The organism is Microbacterium sp. EYE_78 (assembly GCF_023149035.1).
In the GTDB taxonomy this organism is placed as follows: Bacteria; Actinomycetota; Actinomycetes; order Actinomycetales; family Microbacteriaceae; genus Microbacterium.
The window spans coordinates 88068-107133 of sequence record NZ_JAHXMY010000002.1 but is presented as its reverse complement, the minus strand read 5'-3'; the positions used below and the strand labels follow the sequence as shown (position 1 = coordinate 107133).

The following is a 19066-nucleotide window of genomic DNA, read 5'->3' as shown; positions in this document are numbered from 1 at the left end:
CGGGATGAGGAATCTCGCATCGGCCCAGGCGCGCGGTCGAATGCCGTGTCAATCGCTCCCCGGTGGTAGCCCACCTCAACGCCAGTCGCGACTCTGCGAGCATAACGGATGCGGTCGCTGATACGCTGACCCGAACGGTTTTGTTAGGACACCTTACAGAACGGTGGTGGCGGTGCTCCCCCTCTCTCTCGTGCCCCTTCCGGCGGATGTCGACGTCCACGGAGGGACGCCCTTCCCCCTGCTCGGGGCCGGCGTCTCCGGGGACACGGATGCCGCAGACGCCCTCCGCACCCTGGTCGCAGCGCGGACGGGCATCGCACTGCCGGAGGGCGACGACGTCGTCCTGGCCGTGCAGGACGGCGGCCCTGCCGAGTCGTACGTGCTCGAGGTGTCGGCCGCCGGCATCCGTGTCACGGGAGCGGATGCCGCGGGGCTGTTCTACGGCGTGCAGACGCTCGGGCAGCTCGTCCGCCGCGACGGCGAGCGATGGGTGGTCCCGGCCGTCCGCATCGCCGACGCCCCGCGATTCGCCTACCGGGGCGTCATGCTCGACGTCGCGCGCCACTTCCACGACGTCGACACCGTCCGCGCCTACATCGACCGCGCGGCATCGCTGAAGTGCAACGTGCTGCACCTGCACCTCTCGGACGACCAGGGCTGGCGGCTCGAGCTCCGCTCGCGCCCCGCCCTGACGGCGACGGCGTCCGCAACGGCCGTCGGCGGCGCACCGGGCGGCTTCTACACGCAGGACGACTACCGCGCGATCGTCGCGCACGCGGCATCCCGTCACATGACCGTGGTGCCCGAACTCGACATGCCGGGGCACACCCATGCCGTCGGTCTGGCGTACCCCGAGATCACCGAACCGCCGGTCGTCGAGGTCATCACCGAGGGCTCGGCGCCGGTGGCGGGCGAGCCGTACACCGGCATCGGCGTCGGGTTCTCGTCGCTGCGCATCGGTGACGACGCGACCGACGCCTTCGTCCGCGACGTCTTCACCGAACTCGCCGGGCTCACGCCCGGACCCTGGCTGCACTTCGGTGGCGACGAGTCCCTCGGCACGTCCGCCGAGGCCTTCGCCGCCTTCGTCTCCCGCGCGAGCGAGATCATCGCCGCGCTCGGCAAGACCCCCGTCGCCTGGCACGAGGCCGGCGCCGCCGACGGCCTCGCCCCGGGGACGGTCGGCCAGTACTGGGGGTTCGTCGCGCCGACGGATGCCGCGCCGCGCCACGCCCGCGCGTTCGCCGAGCGCGGCGGTGAGGTCATCCTCTCGCCCGCCGACGCGGTCTACCTCGACATGAAGCCGACCGCCGACGCCGCGCTCGGGCTCACCTGGGCGAACGGGCCGACGAGCCTCGAACGCGCGTACGCCTGGGAGCCCGCCTCGATCGTCGAGGGGCTGGGCGAAGCGGCGATCCTCGGCGTGGAAGCGCCGCTGTGGTCGGAGACCGTCGCCAGCCTCGACGACATCGACGCGCTCGCCTTCCCCCGCATCGCCGCGGCCGCCGAGATCGCATGGTCGCCCGCTGCCGGCGACGAGCGGACGTGGGAATCGTTCCGTGCCCGCGTCGGCGGCTTGGGGCCGCTCTGGACGACGCTCGGCATCCGCTTCCCCGCGTCCTCGGAGGTGCCGTGGCGCACCTGACCCGCGTCATCCACTCCGCCCGGCTGATCGACGGCGGGGACGAGGCGCCCGACGCCTGGATCGGCGTCGCGGCAGGGCGCGTCGCCGCATCCGGAACCGGCGACGCCTGGCGCGCGCTCAGCGCCGACGAGGTCGTCGACGCGCGGGCGGTCGCCGGCGCCGGCGCCCTCCTCACCCCCGGCTTCATCGACCTGCACTGTCACGGCGGCGGTGGACACGCGCACGAGGACGGCGCCGAGGCCATCCGCGCGTCGCGGGCACTCCACCTCGCGCACGGGACGACGCGCGCGGTGATCTCCCTCGTCGCCGGGTCGCTGCCGGACCTCACCGCACGCGTGGGCGTCATCGCCGACCTGGCCGAAACGGACGCCTCCATCGTCGGCTCGCACCTCGAGGGTCCGTTCCTCGACACCGCGCATCACGGCGCGCACGACCCGGCACTGCTGATCGAGCCGACGCCGGACGCGGTGGACGCCCTGCTGGCCGCCGCCCGCGGCACGCTCGCGCAGGTCACCATCGCGCCGGAGCTGCCCGGCGGACTGGACGCCGTCACGCGCTTCGCCGACGCGGGCGTGGCGGTCGCCGTCGGCCACACCGGCGCCGACGCGGACGCCTCGCGTCGCGCATTCGACGCCGGCGCGACACTCCTCACGCACGCGTTCAACGCGATGCCGGGCCTGCACCACCGCGCGCCCGGGCCCGTCGGCGCCGCGACCGGCGACCCGCGCGTGACCATCGAGGTGATCGCGGACGGCGTGCACGTGCATCCCGATGTCATCCGGATGCTGTTCGCCGCCGCTCCCGGCCGCGTCGCGCTCATCACGGACGCAATGGCGGCCGCCGGCGCGCCCGACGGCGCGTACGTCCTCGGCGCGCTGCCGGTCACCGTGGCCGACGGCGTCGCGCGCCTCGCCGACGGCACGATCGCCGGATCCACCCTGACGCAGGATGCCGCCCTCCGCACCGCCGTTGCCGCGGGGGTGCCCCTGCCGGCGGCGGTCGCCGCGCTCACCGCGGTCCCGGCGCGGGCGATCCGCCGGCCGGAGCTGGGCTCGCTCGCCGTCGGCGCCGTCGCCGACGCGGTGCTCCTGGACGCCGAGCTGCAGGTGCGGCGGGTCTTCGTCGGCGGGGCCTGACCGGCATCCCGCCCGTTCTCCGGACGGATGCAGGGGCGGAGGCCTCCCGGCTTCCTGACGGCGGCATTCATCCGGAGAACGGTTCTGCACCGCCCCGGGCATCGCCGACGGGTCGGACAGGCACCCGGCGCAGGTTGCACCGGTCCGGAGTGGCGGATCCGGCGGTTCCGTGCCGACTGAACCTGCAGTCGGACACCGCCGCCAGGTATCCGCTCAGACGCCGGAGACGGCCTCCGCGGCGGCGAGCCCCAGCAGGGCCGCCCCGACCGCCCCCACCGGCACACCGCCGGGCACCGGGACGACGCGGTCGGCGAGGTCGAGTGAGCGGAGGAAGGCCGATCCGGATGCCGCGTGGCGCAGCGCCGCGCGGACGGGACCGCGCAGCCGCTCGCCGAGGTGCGAGACACCCCCGCCGAGGACGACGACGTCGACGTCGGCCGTGAGGACGAGCAGCTGCGCCGCCGCGGCCACGCCCTGCACGACCTCCCCGCGGATGGTCGAGGCCACCGGGTCGCCCGCATCGGCGGCGTCGAAGACGTCGGCGACGGGCAGGCTCCCGGGCGTCGCCCAGCGGGCGGCGACCCCGGCACCGCCGGCCAGCGCCTCGATGCAGCCGCGCTGGCCGCACGGACAGGCGGGACCGGCGGGGTCGACGCTGACGTGCCCGATCTCGCCGGCGGCGCCGCGCGCGCCGCGCCACGGCATCCCGTCCCGGACGATGCCGGCGGCGACGCCGGTCCCGAGGTTCAGGAATGCGATCGAGTCGGCGTCGGGCAGCAGTGCCGCGGCGCCGACGGCTGCGGCACGGACGTCGTTGTCGACGGCCGGCCGGACGCCGATGCGCTCCGCGACCGCGGCCGCCAGGTCGAGCTCGTCGATGCCGAGGTTGAGCGCGTGGCGGACGACGCCGCCGGGGGCGATCTGCCCCGGCACGCCGATGCCGACCGACCCGGGTGCCGCACCGCCGGTCAGTGCCGCGACGGCGGCGGCGATCCCGTCCACGACGGCATCCGCGCCCCAGCCGGTCGGCCGACGCACGCTCGCGACCACGCGGCCCTCGTCATCCGTCAGGGCCGCGAGGATCTTCGTGCCGCCGACGTCCAGTCCGATGCGCACTCAGCCCTTCACCGCCCCCGACACGAGGCCACCGGACATCCGCCCCTGCACCAGCAGGAAGAAGACCACGACGGGGACCGAGATGAGGGTGGATGCCGCCATCACCGCCCCCCAGTTGGTGGCCTCCGTCGCGGACTGGAACGACAGCAGCCACGGCGGCAGCGTGAGGGTGTAGCCGCGGAGGAGGAGGAGTGCCATCGTGAACTCGTTCCAGGCCTGGATGAAGGCGAAGACGCCGGTCGCGACGAGCCCGGGCGCGAGCAGGGGGAAGGTGACCCGCCAGAAGGCCTGCGATCGTGTGCAGCCGTCGATCATGGCCGCCTCCTCGAGGTCGATCGGCACCCCGGCGACGAAGCCGCGGAGGGTCCAGATCGTGAAGGGGACGACGGCGGCGACGTAGACGATCCCGAGCCCCAGGAGCGTATTCATGAGGCGCCAGTCGTCGATCATCCCGTAGATCGTGAACATCATCGCCTCGCCGGGGATCATCTGCACGATGAGCACCGCGACGATGAACGAGCGGCGTCCGCGGAAGCGGATGCGTGCCACCGCGATCGAGGCGAGGAACGCGAACAGCAGGGTCACGACGAGGACGCCCACGGTCACGATCGTCGAGCTCAGGAGGCCGTGCACGAAGTCGGTCTGCCCTGGCGCCGCCTCACGCGTCCACGCCGTCTCGTAGTTGCGGAGCGTGAAGTCGAAGGGCAGGAAGCTCGGCGTCCGGCTGATGATCGACTCGCCGCTGGTGAACGACATGTTGAGCATCCAGTACACGGGGAAGACCGAGCACACGAAGACGACGACCGCGGCGACGTGGAGCAGGATGCGTCCGAGCGGCGAGCGCCGACGCCGTCGAGCTGAGAGCGACCCGGGGGCGGGCGTCTTCGCCCGGCCGACGGCGCCGGCGACCTCGTCGACGCCGACCGTGGCGAGCTGCGCGGCAGGGGTGATCTGCGTGCTCACAGCTCCTCCTCCTTCAGGGTGGTGCGGACGTATCCCCACGAGAGTGCGAGCAGGAGGATGACGGTCAGGACGCCGATCGCACTCGTGACCCCGAACTCGCCGACGCCCTGCCGGAAGATGTAGGTGCCGAGCACGTTCGTCTCCGAGGCGAGCCCGCCGCGCTGCTGGAGCGTGTAGACCTGCGTGAAGATGCGGAGGTTCCAGATGACCTGCAGGACGACGACCACGGTGACGACGTTGCGCAGGTAGGGGAAGACGACGAGGCGGAACCGCTGCACCCCCGTCGCGCCGTCGAGTGATGCCGCTTCGAGCACCTCCCCGGGGACCTGTCCGAGGGCCGCGTAGAGGGTGAAGGCGGCGAACGGCACGCCCTGCCACACGACGATGATCGTGAGCACGAGGAAGAACGACCACGGGTTCAGCAGCCAGGAGTGGTTGGTGAAGTCCTGCGTGCCGGTGATCGCATTCAGCGCCCAGTTCACGAGGCCGTACTGCGTGTCGAAGATCCACCCCCAGACGGTCGTCGCCGCCAGCGGCGGCATGGCCCAGGCCAGCAGCAGCCCGATGGACACGAGGACCCGCCACCCCTTCCCCAGCCGGGTCATCAGCACGGCGACGAGAGCGCCGAGACCGACGATGCAGACGGTCATGACGACCATGAGCCCGAGGCTGCGCACCAGCACCATCGGGAAGTCCGAGGCGGTGAACACCTCGAGGTAATTCTCGACACCGACGACGCCCGGCAGCGTCCCCTGAACCTTGTTGCGGATCGAGTAGTCGGTGAAGGACTGGACGAGCATCAGGACGCCCGGGTAGCCGACCATGACCGCGAGGATGACCAGCGACGGGCTGAGGAGGGTCAGCGCCGCGGCGCCGTCCCGCCGACGACGGGCGCGTTCGCGGGCTCCGTCGGCGAACGCGTCGCGGGGCGCTGCACGTGGGGCGCGGGACGGTCGCGTGAGGGTGTCGGGCATCGTCGCCTTCCTCGGGATCGTGAGGTGGAGCCGGGGCGGCGGGGGCAGAGGACGCCCCCGCCGCGACCGGATCAGGAGTTGAGGATCGACTCGATCTGGCCGTCGAGCTCCGCGGCGATCTCGGCGACGTCGCCGCCCTGGGCGACCTTGACGAGTGCATCCTTGATGACGCCGGCGGATTCGACCTCGGACCACTTCGGGCTCGCGGGGACCGCCTTCGACGACGCGGCCGCCTTGGCCGCCTCCGCGGTGATCTGCCCCTCGGGCAGGTACTGCGCGAACGAGGTGCGGGCGGGGATGAGCCCGTTCTCGGCGAGGATCTTCTGGTACCCCTCCGAGAGGACGATCTCGAGCGCCGCCTCGGCCATCTGCGGCGCGTCGGACTTCGCCGCGACGGCGATGTTCGATCCGCCGGCGAAGACGGGGGCGACCTCGCCCGCCGTCATGCCGGGCAGCGCGAACGCCGTCAGGTCCTTGCCGGCCTCGTCGGGGCATCCGGGAGCTTCGGCGTCCGCTGCCGCGAGGATCGACCACTGCACCCAGCTGGGCGCGGAGAGGAACCCGATCTCGCCGGCGCAGAAGGGCACCTGCGGGTCGGTCTCGTCGGCGTCGGCCGGTGCGATGGTCGCGTTCTCGTAGACGTCCTGCAGCATCTCGAGCCCCGCGATGCCGCCCTCGCTCGAGAACCCGCCGACCCACTGGTCGCCGTCGAGCGTCGCGATCTCGCCGCCGTTGGCCCAGATGTAGGGCAGGGCGTTGTACCAGTCCTTGCCGGGTGCGTAGATGCCCGACTTGGTGGCGGAGGTGTTCTCGATCCCGGCCTGGACGTAGTCGGCCAGAGTCTCGGGCACCTCGCCGGAGTAGCTCGCCGGCGAGAAAAAGACTACGCGGGAGCCGGCGTAGTAGGGCGCCGCGTAGAGCGTGCCGTCCTCCGAGCCCAGCTCGACGAAGCTCTGCAGCAGGTCGTCGCCGCCGAGGTCCGACTGGATGCCGGACAGGTCGGCGAACAGGCCCTGTTCGATGAAGCCGGGCGCCTGGGTGTTGCCGACCTCGACGAGGTCGGGGGCGTCGTTCGACGAGAGGGCTGCGACATAGCCCTCGGCCGTGTCGGCCCACGTCTTCTCCTCGACGGTGAGGGTCCAGCCTTCGTGCTCCTCCTCGAAGGTCGTCTTGAGATAATCGCGCGCGTCCTGCGGGGTGTCGGTGCCGACGAGCCACACGGTCAAGTCGCCGGTCTCCGCGCTCTCGGCAGCGGGAGATGTGCCGCCGGCGCAGCCGGAGAGGACGAGGGCGGACGCGCCGAGGAGCGACAGTGCTCCGAGGGTCTTCTTCATAGCGGTTCCTTCATTCATGGATGGGGCGGTCCGGGCGGGCCGCCGGTGGGAGGGGTGGAGCGGATGCTGCCGGTGGAGCGGCGTCAGGACACCCCGAGTCGGCCGGAGAGGACCATGACAGCGGCGCCGCGGAGGACGATGTCCTCGCTCTGCGCCGACATGCGCACCTGGAGCCCGTCGTGGAACGTGGCGAGCGTGCGGGTGCGCACCGTCTCGGCCGCGGCCTCCGCGAGGGCGCCGCCGAGCAGGTCGGATGGGCCGGAGAGCGTGATCTCCGACAGGTCGAGGGCGCCGACGATGGGCGCGAGCGCGATGCCGAGCCGCTCCCCCGCGTCGCGCAGGACGCCGGTGGGGTCGTCGCTCGTGGCGAGTCGCTCGGTCAGGGACGGGACGGCGAGCCAGGCCTCGAGGCATCCGATCTTCCCGCAGGCGCACCGCGGCCCGCCGTCGGTGCCGACGGTGACGTGCCCGATCTCGCCGGCCGCGAAGCGGGCGCCGGCGAGCGGTTCCCCGCCGGTGAGGAGGCCGGCGCCGACACCGCGGCCGACCCGGATGAGGATCACGTCGTCGCCGGCGCCGCCGAAGGTGTGCTCGGCGAGGACAGCGGCGTTGGCGTCGTTCGCGACGAGGACGGGAAGACCCAGCTCGGCTTCGAGCCTGCCGCTGAGGTCGAGGTCCGACCACCCGAGGCCGGGCGCGGCGAGGACGACGCCCCGGTCGTCGACGACACCGGGGGTGCCGACGCCGAGGCCGAGCACGGGGGCGTGCGCATCGGCGATCACCGCACGGGCGAGGTCGATCACGGCGGGGAGGATGCCGGCCGGGTCGGCGGGGACGTCGACCTCATGGCGGGCGACGATCTCGCCGTCGAGGGTCAGCACGGCCCCGACGAACCGGTCGCTGCCCGACAGGTCGAGACCGGCGATGCGGTGCCCGGCGCGGGCGATGTCGACGAGGATGGCGGGTTTGCCGGGTCCGGATGCCTCCCGCACGCCCCGTTCGACGACATAGCCGTCCGCGATGAGGCCCGCCACGAGGTCCGAGATCGTCACCCGGGTGAGGCCGGTCTCGCGGGAGAGGTCGGCGCGGCTCATCGCTCCGTCCGAGAACAGCGACTGCAGCACGAGTGCACGGTTGTGGGCCCGGGCATGCTCGGGGAGGATCTTTCCGCCCGCCCTGCGGGGACGTGCGGACGAGGTCTTCGTCGGTGTCGACATGTTTGTTAGTAGACCTTACGAATCCGCCTTCGACAAGATCCGCGGACCGATTTGCAAGCAGTCTTAACAAACTCGTTACACTCCGGGGCGGCACTGCTCCCCCGTAGGATCGACGCATGTCCGAGCTCCCCCATGTGCGCCCCGAACGACCCGCGGAGCCGCAGCCGGCGGGGACCCGATCCCCGCTGTCCGCCCTCGATCTGCTCTCGCTGCTGTGCGCCCTCTTCGCGGTGGGCACCATGGCGTTCTGGGGCTTCACCGCGTGGGATGCCCCGTGGAACCTCGTCTTCGGGATCGGCACGCCGCTGCTGACGCTCATCTTGTGGGGGCTGTTCGTCTCCCCCCGCGCCGTCTTCGTCGTGCACCCGTTCGCTCGCGGGGTGATCGAGCTGCTCATCTACCTCTCGGCGACGATCGCGTGGTGGAGCGGCGGGCAGGTGTGGATCGGACTGGGCTTCGCCGTCGTGGCGGTCACCGTCGGCGTGCTCTCGGGACGGAAGCGTGTGGCGTGAGCGACGTCCTCACCCTCCTCCGCGACGCACTCGGAGAGCGCATCGACACCTCCGACGCCGCGCTGGATGAGGCGCGGGCCGACAAGTCCGGCCATCGCGCCGCGAGCCGGCCGCTCGCCGTCGTCCATGCGCGCTCGGTGGCCGACGTGCAGGAGACCCTCCGCATCGCGGCGGCGACCGGGACCCCGGTCGTGACCCGCGGCGCCGGAACCGGGCTCGCCGGCGGGGCGAACACCGGGGCGGGCGAGATCGCACTGTCCGTCCGAGGCATGGACCGCGTGCTCGAGGTCCGCGCGGACGACCTGCTCGCGGTCGTCGAACCCGGCATCCTCAACGCCGACCTGAACCGCGCGCTCGCACCGCACGGCCTGTGGTGGGCGCCCGACCCGGCGAGCCGGGAGATCTCCACCGTCGGCGGGAACATCGCCACGGGGGCGGGCGGACTGCTGTGCGCGAAGTACGGCGTCGTCCGCGACGCGGTGCTCGCCCTCGACGTCGTCCTGGCCGACGGCACCCTCATCTCGACCGGCCACCGCAGCGTGAAGGGGGTCACGGGGTACGACCTGACGGCCCTCCTCATCGGTTCCGAGGGGACCCTCGGTGTGGTCGTGGGTGCCACGCTGAAGCTGCGACGCCTCGTGCCCGGCCAGACCCGAACCCTCACCGCGACCTTCCCGGGCGTCCGCGCGGCCGCGGCAGGCTCCGCCGCCGTGACCGCGTCTGGTGTGCAGCCCGCGATCATGGAGCTGATGGATGCGGCCAGCCTGGCGGCGTCGCACGCGCTGCTGGGCCTGCCCGCACCGACGCCCGGCGCGGCGCAGCTCACGGTGCAGACCGACGGCCCGGACGCCGTCGGCGAGCAGGCGGCGATCGCCGACGTGCTGACCCGCTCGGGCGGTGTCGTGCGGCTGGCGGCCGACGCCGCCGAAGCGGAGCGGCTGTGGGCGGTGCGCCGATCTATGCACCCCGCGATGGAGCGGCTGGGCACGACGCTCATCGAGGACGTCTCGGTGCCTCGGAGCGCACTCCCGGCGATGTTCGACGAGATCGCGCGCATCGAGCGCGAGTTCGGTCTCGCCATCCCGACGGTGTGTCATGCGGGCGACGGCAACCTCCACCCGAACTTCATCTTCGACGGCGACGACGTCCCCGATCATGTCTGGGACGCGGCGGATGCCCTCTTCCGTGCCGCCATCGCACTCGGCGGCACCCTGACCGGTGAGCACGGGATCGGCGTGCTCAAGCGACGGTGGCTCGCCGACGAACTGGGCGAGACGCAGTGGCGGCTGCAGCGCGGGATCAAGGCGGTCTTCGATCCCAGCGGCATCCTGAACCCCGGGAAAGTGTTCGTCCACTCGTCCTGAGGCGTCCTCCCCCGCGCGCGGGCGGTCCTCAGCCGCGTCGGAGCGCGGCGGCGACGGGCGACCCGCCGGCCACGGGAGTCGGCTGCGCCGTTCGCGAGAGCACGATCGACACGAGGCCGACGACTCCCGGGATCGTGGCCGGCAGCACCCCGACGGCGCTGCCCGATCCGGGCGCCAGGAGCGGCAGCGCGACGGCGAAGACGATCGAGAGGCCGAGACCCAGGCTGGTCGCCGCCAGCGGGATGTGGCTCCAGGGCCGGGGGATCACGCCGACGCGGAGGACGGCGACGGATGCCGCAGACGCGAGGATGAACGACGCCACCGTGCCGAGTGCGGCGGTGGCCGCCGCCGACGCGCCCCCGGCGTACCCGGTCGGCCCTGCCCACCACACCGCCTGCGCGAACCCGAGGGCGCCGAGACCCAGCACGACGGCCATACCCGCAGGGCGCCGAGCGACAACGCTCTCCTCGGGCCGCAGGCCCCACGCGTAGACGGCGCAGGCCGCCGCCGTCAGCAGGGCCGCCCCGAGCGTCAATGCCACGGACACGCGGTCACCCGTCGCGACGGCGAGCGCGGCGAAGACGCCGAGGACGCTCTGCGCCAGCAGCAACAGCCCGCCGACGAACCACGACCACACCGTTGTGCGTTGCATGAGCCACACCCTAGGCGCGCGGCCGCGGCCGTGTCATCGGGTGCAGCGGACTCGTGAGCCGTGTGAGCGGACTCTCATGCGAGGCGTGCGGGCCTCGCACTCACACGCCCTGCCAGTGCGGCTTGTGGGCGAACGCGTAGCGGTAGTAATCGGCATCCGCCAGCCGCGACGCCGCCGGCTCGTCGAGGACGACCGTGACGTGCGGGTGCAGCTGGATGGCGGACGCCGGGAGCGACGCGGTCACCGGCCCCTCGACCGCCGCTGCCACCGCCGCCGCCTTGCCGGCACCGAACGCCAGCAGGACGAGGTGACGCGCCTGCAGGATGGTGCCGAGGCCCTGCGTGATGCAGTGCACGGGCACCTCGTCGACGGAGTCGAAGAACCGCGCGTTGTCCCGGCGGGTCTGCTCGACGAGCGTCTTGACCCGGGTACGCGACGCGAATGACGATCCCGGCTCGTTGAAGCCGATGTGACCGGACGTCCCGATCCCCAGGATCTGCAGGTCGACGCCGCCGGCGTCGGCGATCGCCCGCTCGTACTCCTCACCCGCGTGCTCGGCGCGCTCGAGCGCGCCATCGGGCGTGCGGATGCGGGCCGGGTCGAATCCCAGCGGCTCGATCACCTCGCGCCGGATGACGGACCGGTAGCTCTCCGGATGATCGGGGTCGATCCCGACGTACTCGTCGAGCGCGAAACCGCGCACCTGCGAGACGTCGACGCCGACGAGTCGCCTCCGGAGCGCCTCGTAGACGGGCAGCGGGGTCGAACCGGTCGCGAGTCCCAGGACGGTGTCCGGGCGTGTACGCACGCGGCGCTCGATCTCGGCGGCGACGAGGTCCCCGGCCTCGGCTGCGGACCCCGCGATGACGACCTCGGCCACGGACCACTCCTCCCGCACATCGCCCATCGACGCGCGGAGCCAGTGTACGGGCGCGGTCCGCCGCATTGACGAGGCGTTCAGCCTCGACCTGGCACGCTCGGAGGGTCCCCATCGGCTGAGGAGGTCCCGCGTGCCCGCCATCCGCCCGTTCATCGCCCCGCCGCAGACGGTGCTGCGCATGAGCGTCGCGGCCCTCGTCGCCGGCGCCGCGATCGCCATGACGAGCGCCTGCGCACCGGCCGACGATGCCGCGCCGCAGACGCGATCCGACGCGTGCGGTGCCGTCTCCACGGCGGTGAACGAGGCCATGTCGACGTTCAGCGACGTGGATGCAGCAGACCTCCCGGCGGCGGCGGAGGCGACGGAGGCCGTCGCGGCGCAGCTGGACCTCGCGGCGGACGCGGTCACCGAACCGGCCGTCGACGCCGCCCTCTCGGATCTGCGGGCGGGGTTCGACGCGCTGGCTGAGGCATCCTCATCGGCTGCGACGGGCGGTGCCGCCGGCCTCGGCGACCTCGCCGAGGCGACCGAGCGGATCCGCACCGGCGTCGCAGCATTCCGCGACCTCTGCGGCGCGTGAGTGGCATTCAGCCCACGTCGCGTACCATTTCCTCAGCGACGAGATCCCGCACCCTGCGGGCTCCGGAACGCCAGGACGCACCTCGGGGGAGATCGATGTCCGAGATCATCACACGCCACGACGCGCAGGACGCGCCGCCCGCCGACGGATCCGTCGATGTCCGGTGGGCCCCTGCCGAACCCGCGCCGAAGCCGCGCCGCCTCTGGCTGAAAGTCGGCCTCCCCGTCGCCGCCGTGACCGTCGGCGCCGTCGTGTGCTCGCTCGTCCTCATCGCCCCCGGCACCTCCACCGCCGGCGTCGCAGTCGGCGGGCAGACCACGGCGATGGCGGCCGACTCGATCTCCTCGCGGCTCTCGTCGATCGAGGTGTCGCTCGGCGACGGCGGACCGACGGTGTCGGCCGCGGACCTCGGCGCGTCCGTGGATGCGGCAGCCCTCGCGGACGCCGCCTTCGCGCAGAGCCCCATGTGGAACGTCACGTCCTGGTTCGCGGAGTACGACGGCGGTGAGGTCGCCCTCGACACCGCGCGCGCGACGGCCGCGCTCCGCGCCGCAGCGCCGGACTCGTTCACCGACCCGACCCCGGCAGCCGTCGCCTTCGACGGATCCGTCTACACCGCCACGCCCGCGCAGGACGGCACCGGGATCTCGCTCGAATCGGTGCGCACCGCACTCGAGGGCGCGCTCAGGGACGGCGTCGACCGTGTCACGGTCGACCCGACGCCCGAGCCCGTCCCCTCCGACATCACGACGGATGCCGCGGAAGCGGCGGTCGCGACGCTGAACGGCATGATCGACGAGGCCGGGTTCTACGCCGGCGACGAGAACATCGTGCGCGTGTCGGCGAAGCGGCTCGCCTCGTGGCTGACCGTCGCGCCCGACGAGTCCGGTGCGTTCGTCATCACCGCCGACGCCGCCGCCGTGCAGGAGACGGTGGACGGTCTCGCCGGCAAGGTGAACCAGGATCCTCAGACCGCGCAGGTGCTCAGCAACGAGTCAGGCACCGTGCTCTCGACGATCGTCGAGGGCCAGGATGGTCGCGTCCTCGGGGACGTCGGCGGCGTCGCACGCGATTTCGCCGATCAGCTCGCAACGGGCAGCGCCGCGTACGCCCTCCCCGTCGATGTGACGCCGCGCGACACGGTAAGCACGGTGCGCCTCGCCGAGGTGGACCTCGGCGAGCAGCGGCTCTACCTCAAGGAGAACGGCAAGGTCATCGACACCTGGCTCATCTCGAGCGGTCGCGACGGCGCGGTCACCTTCACCGGTCGCTATTCCATCGGCTGGCGGACGCCCCTCCAGGACATGAAGGGCACGTCCCGCGACACCGGCTCGAAGTACACCCAGCCCGACGTGCCGTGGGTGATGTACTTCAACGGCAACCAGGCGTTCCACGGCGCGTACTGGCACAACAACTTCGGCAGCCAGATGAGTGCGGGATGCGTCAACATGCCGCCGCCGCTCGCGAAGAAGCTCTACGACTGGATGCCTGACGGCGGAGACGTCTGGATCCATTCCTGATCGGCGATCATGACGCGGGCATGTGCGACCCGGCGCCATCCCCGTTAGCCTGTGCTCATGGCTGACCTCCGCGTGGAAGAACTGTCGGCGTCGACGATCGTCGCCGTGAACACCCTCTCGCTCAAGCCGGGCCAGGAACGCTTCATCGCACCCGAGAGCTATGCGATCGCCGCGACCGTCGTCGACCCCGCCACATCGTGGCAGCGGGTCATCCTCGACGGTGACGAGGTGGTCGGGTTCGTGAGCGCGGGCTTCGACGCCGACGCGCCGCACGAGCACTTCCGCTCCGTGCTGTGGCGCATCAACGTGGATGCCGACGATCAGGGTCGCGGCATCGGTCGCTACGCGGTCGAGCAGCTCACCGGCGAGGCGCGCGCCCGCGGTTTCGACCATGTCAACGTCATCTACGAGGCGGGCGAGGGCGGCCCGGACGCCTTCTTCCGCCGCGTCGGGTTCACCCCCGTCGACGAGACCGAATACGGCGAGGTCGTTGCGCAGATCAAGCTCTGACGCTCCCCGAACGCACGGATGCCCCGGCCCGCTCTCGCGGCCGGGGCATCCGTCTGTGCGGGTCAGTGCCCGTCGATGATGCCGTTCAGCGTCGCCGAGGGACGCATGACCTTCTCGACGAGCGCCGGGTCGGGACGGTAGTACCCGCCGATCTCGGCGGGCGAGCCCTGCACCGCGACCAGCTCGGCGACGATGGTCTCCTCGTTGGAGCTCAGCGCCTCCGCGACCGGGGCGAACGCCGCGGCGAGCTCGGGGTCGACGGTCTGGCGGGCGAGCTCCTGCGCCCAGTAGGTCGCCAGGTAGTAGTGGCTGCCGCGGTTGTCGATCGTGCCGAGGGCGCGACCGGGCGACTTGTCCTCCTCGAGGAAGGTGCCGGTGGCGGCGTCGAGCGTGTCGGCGAGGACCTGGGCGTGCGCGTTGCCGGTGTAGTCGGCGAGGTGCTCGAAGGATGCCGCCAGCGCGAAGAACTCGCCGAGGGAGTCCCACCGCAGGTAGTTCTGCTCGACGAGCTGCTGCACGTGCTTGGGTGCAGAGCCGCCCGCGCCGGTCTCGAAGAGTCCGCCGCCGGCGAGCAGCGGGACGATCGAGAGCATCTTGGCGCTCGTGCCGACCTCGAGGATGGGGAAGAGGTCGGTGAGGTAGTCGCGCAGCACGTTGCCGGTGACCGAGATGGTGTCCTCGCCGCGGCGGATGCGCTCGAGCGAGTACCGGGTCGCGTCAGCCGGGGCGAGGATCTCAATCGTGAGCCCCTCGGTGTCGTGCTCGGCGAGGTAGGCCTTCACCTTCGCGATCAGGTTCGCGTCGTGGGCGCGGGTCTCGTCGAGCCAGAAGACGGCGGGGACACCGGTGGCGCGGGCGCGCGTGACGGCCAGCTTCACCCAGTCGCGGATGGCGACGTCCTTCGTCTGCGTGGCACGCCAGATGTCACCCGGCTGCACGGCGTGCGCGAGGAGGACCACGCCCGCCGAGTTCACGACCTCGACGGTGCCCGCCGCCGCGATCTCGAACGTCTTGTCGTGCGAGCCGTACTCCTCGGCCGCCTGCGCCATGAGGCCGACGTTCGGCACGGAGCCGATGGTGGCCGGGTCGAGCGGTCCGTTCGCGATGACGTCGTCGATCGTCGCCTGGTAGACACCGGCGTAGGACGAGTCGGGGATGACGGCGATCGTGTCGTCCTCGCCGCCGTCGGCACCCCAGAGCTTGCCGCCGTTGCGGATGAGGGCCGGCATGGAGGCATCCACGATCACGTCCGAGGGGACGTGCAGGTTCGTGATGCCCTTATCGGAGTTGACGTACGACAGGCGCGGGCCGACGGCGATGGCCGCCTCGAACGCGGCACGGATCTCGTCGCCGCCCTCGACGTCGCCGAGGCCGCCGAGGATCGCCCCGAGGCCGTCGTTGGGGGTGAGTCCCGCCGCGGCGAGCGTGTCGCCGAAGCGCGAGAAGACGTCCGCGAAGAACGCGCGGACGACGTGACCGAAGATGATCGGGTCGCTGACCTTCATCATCGTCGCCTTGAGGTGCACGGAGTACAGGACGTTCTCCGCCTTCGCCTGGGCGACGGTGTCGGCGAGGAAGGCGTCGAGCGCCTTCGCCGAGAGGAAGGTCGCGTCGACGACCTCGTCGGGCAGGACCTTGAGACCCGACTTCAGCTCAGTGACGGTGCCGTCCTCGCCCGTGAAGCGGATGGTCAGCACGTCGTCGTTCTCGATGACCGTCGAGGTCTCGTTGGACTTGAAGTCGTCGTGGCCGAGCGTCGCGACGCGGGTCTTGGAGCCGTCGGCGAACGCTTTGTTGCGGTGCGGGTGCTTGCGTGCGTAGTTCTTCACCGACAGCGGCGCGCGGCGGTCGCTGTTGCCCTCGCGCAGAACGGGGTTCACCGCGGATCCCTTGATGCGGTCGTAGCGGGCACGGACGTCCTTCTCGGCGACGTCCTTCGGCTCGTCCGGGTAGTCCGGGATGTCATAGCCTGCGGCCTGGAGTTCGGCGATGGCCGCCTTCAGCTGCGGGATGGATGCCGAGATGTTCGGCAGCTTGATGATGTTGGCCTCGGGCAGTGTCGCGAGACCGCCGAGCTCGGCGAGCGCGTCGCCGACCTGCTGCTCGGGGGTGAGGTTCTGCGGGAAGGCGGCGAGGATGCGACCGGCGAGCGAGATGTCGCGGGTCTCGATGCCCACCCCGGCCTTGCCGGCGAACGCTTCGACGATCGGCAGGAAGGACGCCGTCGCCAGCGCCGGCGCCTCGTCGGTGTAGGTGTAGATGATGGTGGAATCGGGCACGTGTCGTCTCCAGGAAAAGGGCGTCGCGGATCGGTCTCAGCGTATCGCACCGCCCCGGTTTCTCTCGATGTCGAGATATCTCCCCGCCCTGATCCCGGGCGTGCGCGACGACGCCTGCGCGGACGCTAGGGTGAGCCCGTGCCGCGCTTCGATCTGCCCCTCGACGACCTCCGCGACTATCGCCCGGAGGTCCGCGTGCCGGACGACTTCGACGACTTCTGGCGCAGCACCGTCGCGGGCGCGCGGGATGCCGGGGGTGCCGTCGCGGTGGCGCCGGTGCCGACGCCGCTCCGCGGCATCGACGCGTTCGACGTCACCTTCCCCGGGTTCGCGGGCGACCCCGTCAAGGGATGGCTGCTCCTTCCCGCGCAGCGCGACGCCCCGTTGCCGACCGTCGTGGAGTTCAACGGCTACGGCGGCGGCCGGGGCCTTCCGGTCGAACGACTCGGATGGGCGGCGTCCGGCTACGCGCACCTCTTCATGGACACCCGTGGGCAGGGCAGCGCCTGGGGCGCGGGCGGTGCCACGCCCGACCCGCACGGCACCGGGCCGGCCTTCCCCGGTTTCATGACCCGCGGGATCGACGACCCCGAGACCTACTACTACCGTCGCGTGTTCACCGACGCGGTTCGGGCGATCGACGCCGTCCGCACGCTGCCGGAGGTGGATGCGGCGCGCGTCGCCGTCTGCGGCGGCAGCCAGGGCGGCGGCATCGCCATCGCCGCCGCCGCGCTCAGCGACGATCTGGTCGCCGTCATGCCGGACGTCCCCTTCCTCTGCCACTTCGAGCGCGCCGTCGGGATGACCGGCCGGGACCCGTACGAGGAGGTCGCGCGCTACCTCGCCGTCCACAGGGGCGCGGAGGCCCGCGTGTTCGAGACGCTGTCCTACTTCGACGGGGTGAACTTCGCGGTGCGGGCAAATGCCGCATCCCTCTTCTCCGTCGCACTGCTCGACCCGATCTGCCCGCCCTCGACCGTCTTCGCGGCGTACAACGCCTGGGGCGGTGCCGACAAGGAGATCGAGGTCTTCCCGTTCAACGAGCACGAGGGCGGCCAGGCGTACCAGTGGATGCGGCAGGCGGAGTTCCTCGCCGCCCGCATCTGACGATCAGTCGAACGGCGGCCGCTCGCCCGTCCCGCGCTCGATGATCCACGTCGGCAGGGTGATCTGCCGCACGAAGCCGGACGGATCCCCGATCCGCTCGATGGCCAGCTGCGCCGCGCGGCGACCGAGCTCGAGCGGGTCGTAGGAGATCACCGAGACGCCGAGGACGTCGCCCGTGTCGAAGTCGTCGAACCCCACGAGCGCCGTGCGTTCGTCGCCTCGCTCACGCAGCACCCGCAGGGCTCCGACGGTGACGCGGTTGTTCCCGGCGATGACCGCCGTCGGACCGTCGCCGTCCGCCCAGAGCGCCCGGACGAGGTCCGTCGGCGACAGGGCGAGATCGTCGCCCAGCACCTCCCACGGCGTGCTGTCGACGCCGACCTCCGACAACGCCTGCCGATAGCCGGCGAGTCGCTCGGACTGCGTCCAGACGGATGCCGGGTTGCAGACGTAGGCGATGCGTCGGTGCCCTCGCGTCACGAGGCGTCGCGTCGCCTCGAGGACGGCGGCGCGGTTGTCGAGCACGATGGCGTCGGCTGCGAGGTTGCGGGCCGGCCGGTCGATGGCGATCACCGGGGTGCCGAGCTGCCGCTCGCCCTCGAGGTAGGACTGGTCGTCGCCCACGGGGATGAGCAGCAGTGCGCCGACCCGCTGGGCCAGCAGCGCATCGGCGACACGGCCCTCGCCCTCTTCGGTGTCGTCCGTCGTCGCGACCACGAGGCTGAAGCCGTGCGCCGAGAGCTCCTTCTCGATGCCGGCCGCCACCTTGTAGTAGAAGGGGTTGCTCAGCTCGCCGATGATGAAGCCGACCGTCCGGCTGCCGCCTCGGCGCAGCCCCTGCGCGAGGCTGTTCGGCCGGAAGCGGAGCCGCTTGGCCGCCCCCAGGACGCGTTCGACGGTGAGCGGTGCCACCAGCTCACGCTGCGCGAACACGCGCGAGACCGTCTTCGAGCTGACTCCCGCGAGCCGCGCAACGTCATCCAGCGTCGCCCGCTGTTGTACCGTCATCGGTCCTCCTGTCGCGAGAATAGCATCCTCGATGCGAAATGACGACGGTGGACATTCTGACGACATACGTCCTTGTAGAGCGTTGTTTAGTCGGAAAAAAATTCCCGATAAAGAAAGATTTCTGCAAGCCAGATCGAGACGGGACAGGACAAGACAGCGCTGACATTTCATGCTTGTGAAGCGTTTCGAATCGGTCTACCGTGAGCGCCATCGGCAACGCAGCCGACCCGCACCCGAGTGGTTTCGAAGATGAATCTGACAGGAGACGC

Annotated in this window: 17 protein-coding genes and 1 riboswitch; of the genes, 8 read left to right on the top strand and 9 right to left on the bottom strand. The window is 71.7% G+C overall.

Annotation, left to right across the window (positions count from 1 at the left end):
• Positions 1-15: 15 nt before the first annotated feature.
• A riboswitch (ZMP/ZTP riboswitch) is annotated at positions 16-99 on the bottom strand.
• A gap of 67 nt (positions 100-166) precedes the next feature.
• Together KZX17_RS07560 and KZX17_RS07555 are read left to right on the top strand one after the other, a co-directional pair.
• Positions 167-1645, top strand: coding sequence for a family 20 glycosylhydrolase (locus KZX17_RS07560; protein WP_248171775.1), 1479 nt, complete (start codon positions 167-169; stop codon positions 1643-1645).
• On the top strand, positions 1642-2781 hold the full coding sequence (locus tag KZX17_RS07555; protein WP_282443901.1) for an amidohydrolase family protein: 1140 nt from the start codon (positions 1642-1644) through the stop codon (positions 2779-2781). Before KZX17_RS07560 ends, KZX17_RS07555 begins: the two co-directional genes overlap by 4 nt.
• 213 nt (positions 2782-2994) lie before the next feature.
• Here the strand turns inward: KZX17_RS07555 and KZX17_RS07550 are convergent, their stop codons facing one another.
• From KZX17_RS07550 to KZX17_RS07530, 5 genes are all read right to left on the bottom strand, one after another.
• Positions 2995-3897 (bottom strand): ROK family protein, encoded by a 903-nt coding sequence (locus tag KZX17_RS07550; RefSeq protein ID WP_248171773.1) that lies wholly within the window; start codon positions 3895-3897, stop codon positions 2995-2997.
• Positions 3898-4860, bottom strand: coding sequence for a carbohydrate ABC transporter permease (locus KZX17_RS07545; RefSeq protein ID WP_248171772.1), 963 nt, complete (start codon positions 4858-4860; stop codon positions 3898-3900).
• On the bottom strand, positions 4857-5834 hold the full coding sequence (locus KZX17_RS07540) for a carbohydrate ABC transporter permease (protein ID WP_248171771.1): 978 nt from the start codon (positions 5832-5834) through the stop codon (positions 4857-4859). The genes KZX17_RS07545 and KZX17_RS07540 overlap by 4 nt, the downstream gene beginning before the upstream one ends.
• A 71-nt stretch (positions 5835-5905) precedes the next feature.
• Complete coding sequence (locus tag KZX17_RS07535) at positions 5906-7168, bottom strand: extracellular solute-binding protein (protein WP_248171770.1); 1263 nt, start codon at positions 7166-7168, stop codon at positions 5906-5908.
• Between the two features lie 83 nt (positions 7169-7251).
• Positions 7252-8385, bottom strand: a complete 1134-nt coding sequence (locus KZX17_RS07530) for an ROK family transcriptional regulator (RefSeq protein ID WP_248171769.1) — start codon at positions 8383-8385, stop codon at positions 7252-7254.
• Between the two features lie 116 nt (positions 8386-8501).
• Between KZX17_RS07530 and KZX17_RS07525 the strand changes: the two genes are divergently transcribed.
• Both KZX17_RS07525 and KZX17_RS07520 read left to right on the top strand, forming a co-directional pair.
• Positions 8502-8897, top strand: coding sequence for a YrdB family protein (locus tag KZX17_RS07525; protein WP_248171768.1), 396 nt, complete (start codon positions 8502-8504; stop codon positions 8895-8897).
• Positions 8894-10261: an FAD-binding oxidoreductase gene (locus KZX17_RS07520; protein ID WP_248171767.1), complete on the top strand. Its 1368-nt coding sequence runs from the start codon at positions 8894-8896 to the stop codon at positions 10259-10261. The genes KZX17_RS07525 and KZX17_RS07520 overlap by 4 nt, the downstream gene beginning before the upstream one ends.
• A gap of 28 nt (positions 10262-10289) precedes the next feature.
• On the opposite strand, the gene KZX17_RS07515 is transcribed toward KZX17_RS07520, so the two are convergent.
• Both KZX17_RS07515 and KZX17_RS07510 read right to left on the bottom strand, forming a co-directional pair.
• Entirely contained in the window at positions 10290-10913 is a 624-nt protein-coding gene (locus KZX17_RS07515; RefSeq protein WP_248171766.1) for a hypothetical protein, read from the bottom strand.
• Between the two features lie 100 nt (positions 10914-11013).
• Positions 11014-11793, bottom strand: coding sequence for a glucosamine-6-phosphate deaminase (locus tag KZX17_RS07510; protein ID WP_248174724.1), 780 nt, complete (start codon positions 11791-11793; stop codon positions 11014-11016).
• Positions 11794-11923: 130 nt separating this feature from the next.
• On the opposite strand from KZX17_RS07510, the gene KZX17_RS07505 reads away from it, so the two are divergent.
• The 3 genes from KZX17_RS07505 (at position 11924) to KZX17_RS07495 (ending at position 14403) form a co-directional block, all read left to right on the top strand.
• Positions 11924-12373 (top strand): hypothetical protein, encoded by a 450-nt coding sequence (locus KZX17_RS07505; protein WP_248171765.1) that lies wholly within the window; start codon positions 11924-11926, stop codon positions 12371-12373.
• A 95-nt stretch (positions 12374-12468) separates the two neighbouring features.
• On the top strand, positions 12469-13893 hold the full coding sequence (locus tag KZX17_RS07500; protein ID WP_248171764.1) for a L,D-transpeptidase family protein: 1425 nt from the start codon (positions 12469-12471) through the stop codon (positions 13891-13893).
• 57 nt (positions 13894-13950) lie between these two features.
• Entirely contained in the window at positions 13951-14403 is a 453-nt protein-coding gene (locus KZX17_RS07495) for a GNAT family N-acetyltransferase (RefSeq protein ID WP_248171763.1), read from the top strand.
• Between the two features lie 62 nt (positions 14404-14465).
• Here the strand turns inward: KZX17_RS07495 and KZX17_RS07490 are convergent, their stop codons facing one another.
• Positions 14466-16682, bottom strand: coding sequence for an NADP-dependent isocitrate dehydrogenase (locus KZX17_RS07490; RefSeq protein WP_248171762.1), 2217 nt, complete (start codon positions 16680-16682; stop codon positions 14466-14468).
• A 138-nt stretch (positions 16683-16820) separates the two neighbouring features.
• Here KZX17_RS07490 and KZX17_RS07485 point away from each other — a divergent pair, with 138 nt between their 5' ends.
• Positions 16821-17789 (top strand): acetylxylan esterase, encoded by a 969-nt coding sequence (locus KZX17_RS07485; protein ID WP_248171761.1) that lies wholly within the window; start codon positions 16821-16823, stop codon positions 17787-17789.
• Between the two features lie 3 nt (positions 17790-17792).
• On the opposite strand, the gene KZX17_RS07480 is transcribed toward KZX17_RS07485, so the two are convergent.
• Positions 17793-18797, bottom strand: a complete 1005-nt coding sequence (locus tag KZX17_RS07480; protein ID WP_248171760.1) for a LacI family DNA-binding transcriptional regulator — start codon at positions 18795-18797, stop codon at positions 17793-17795.
• Positions 18798-19066: the final 269 nt, after the last annotated feature.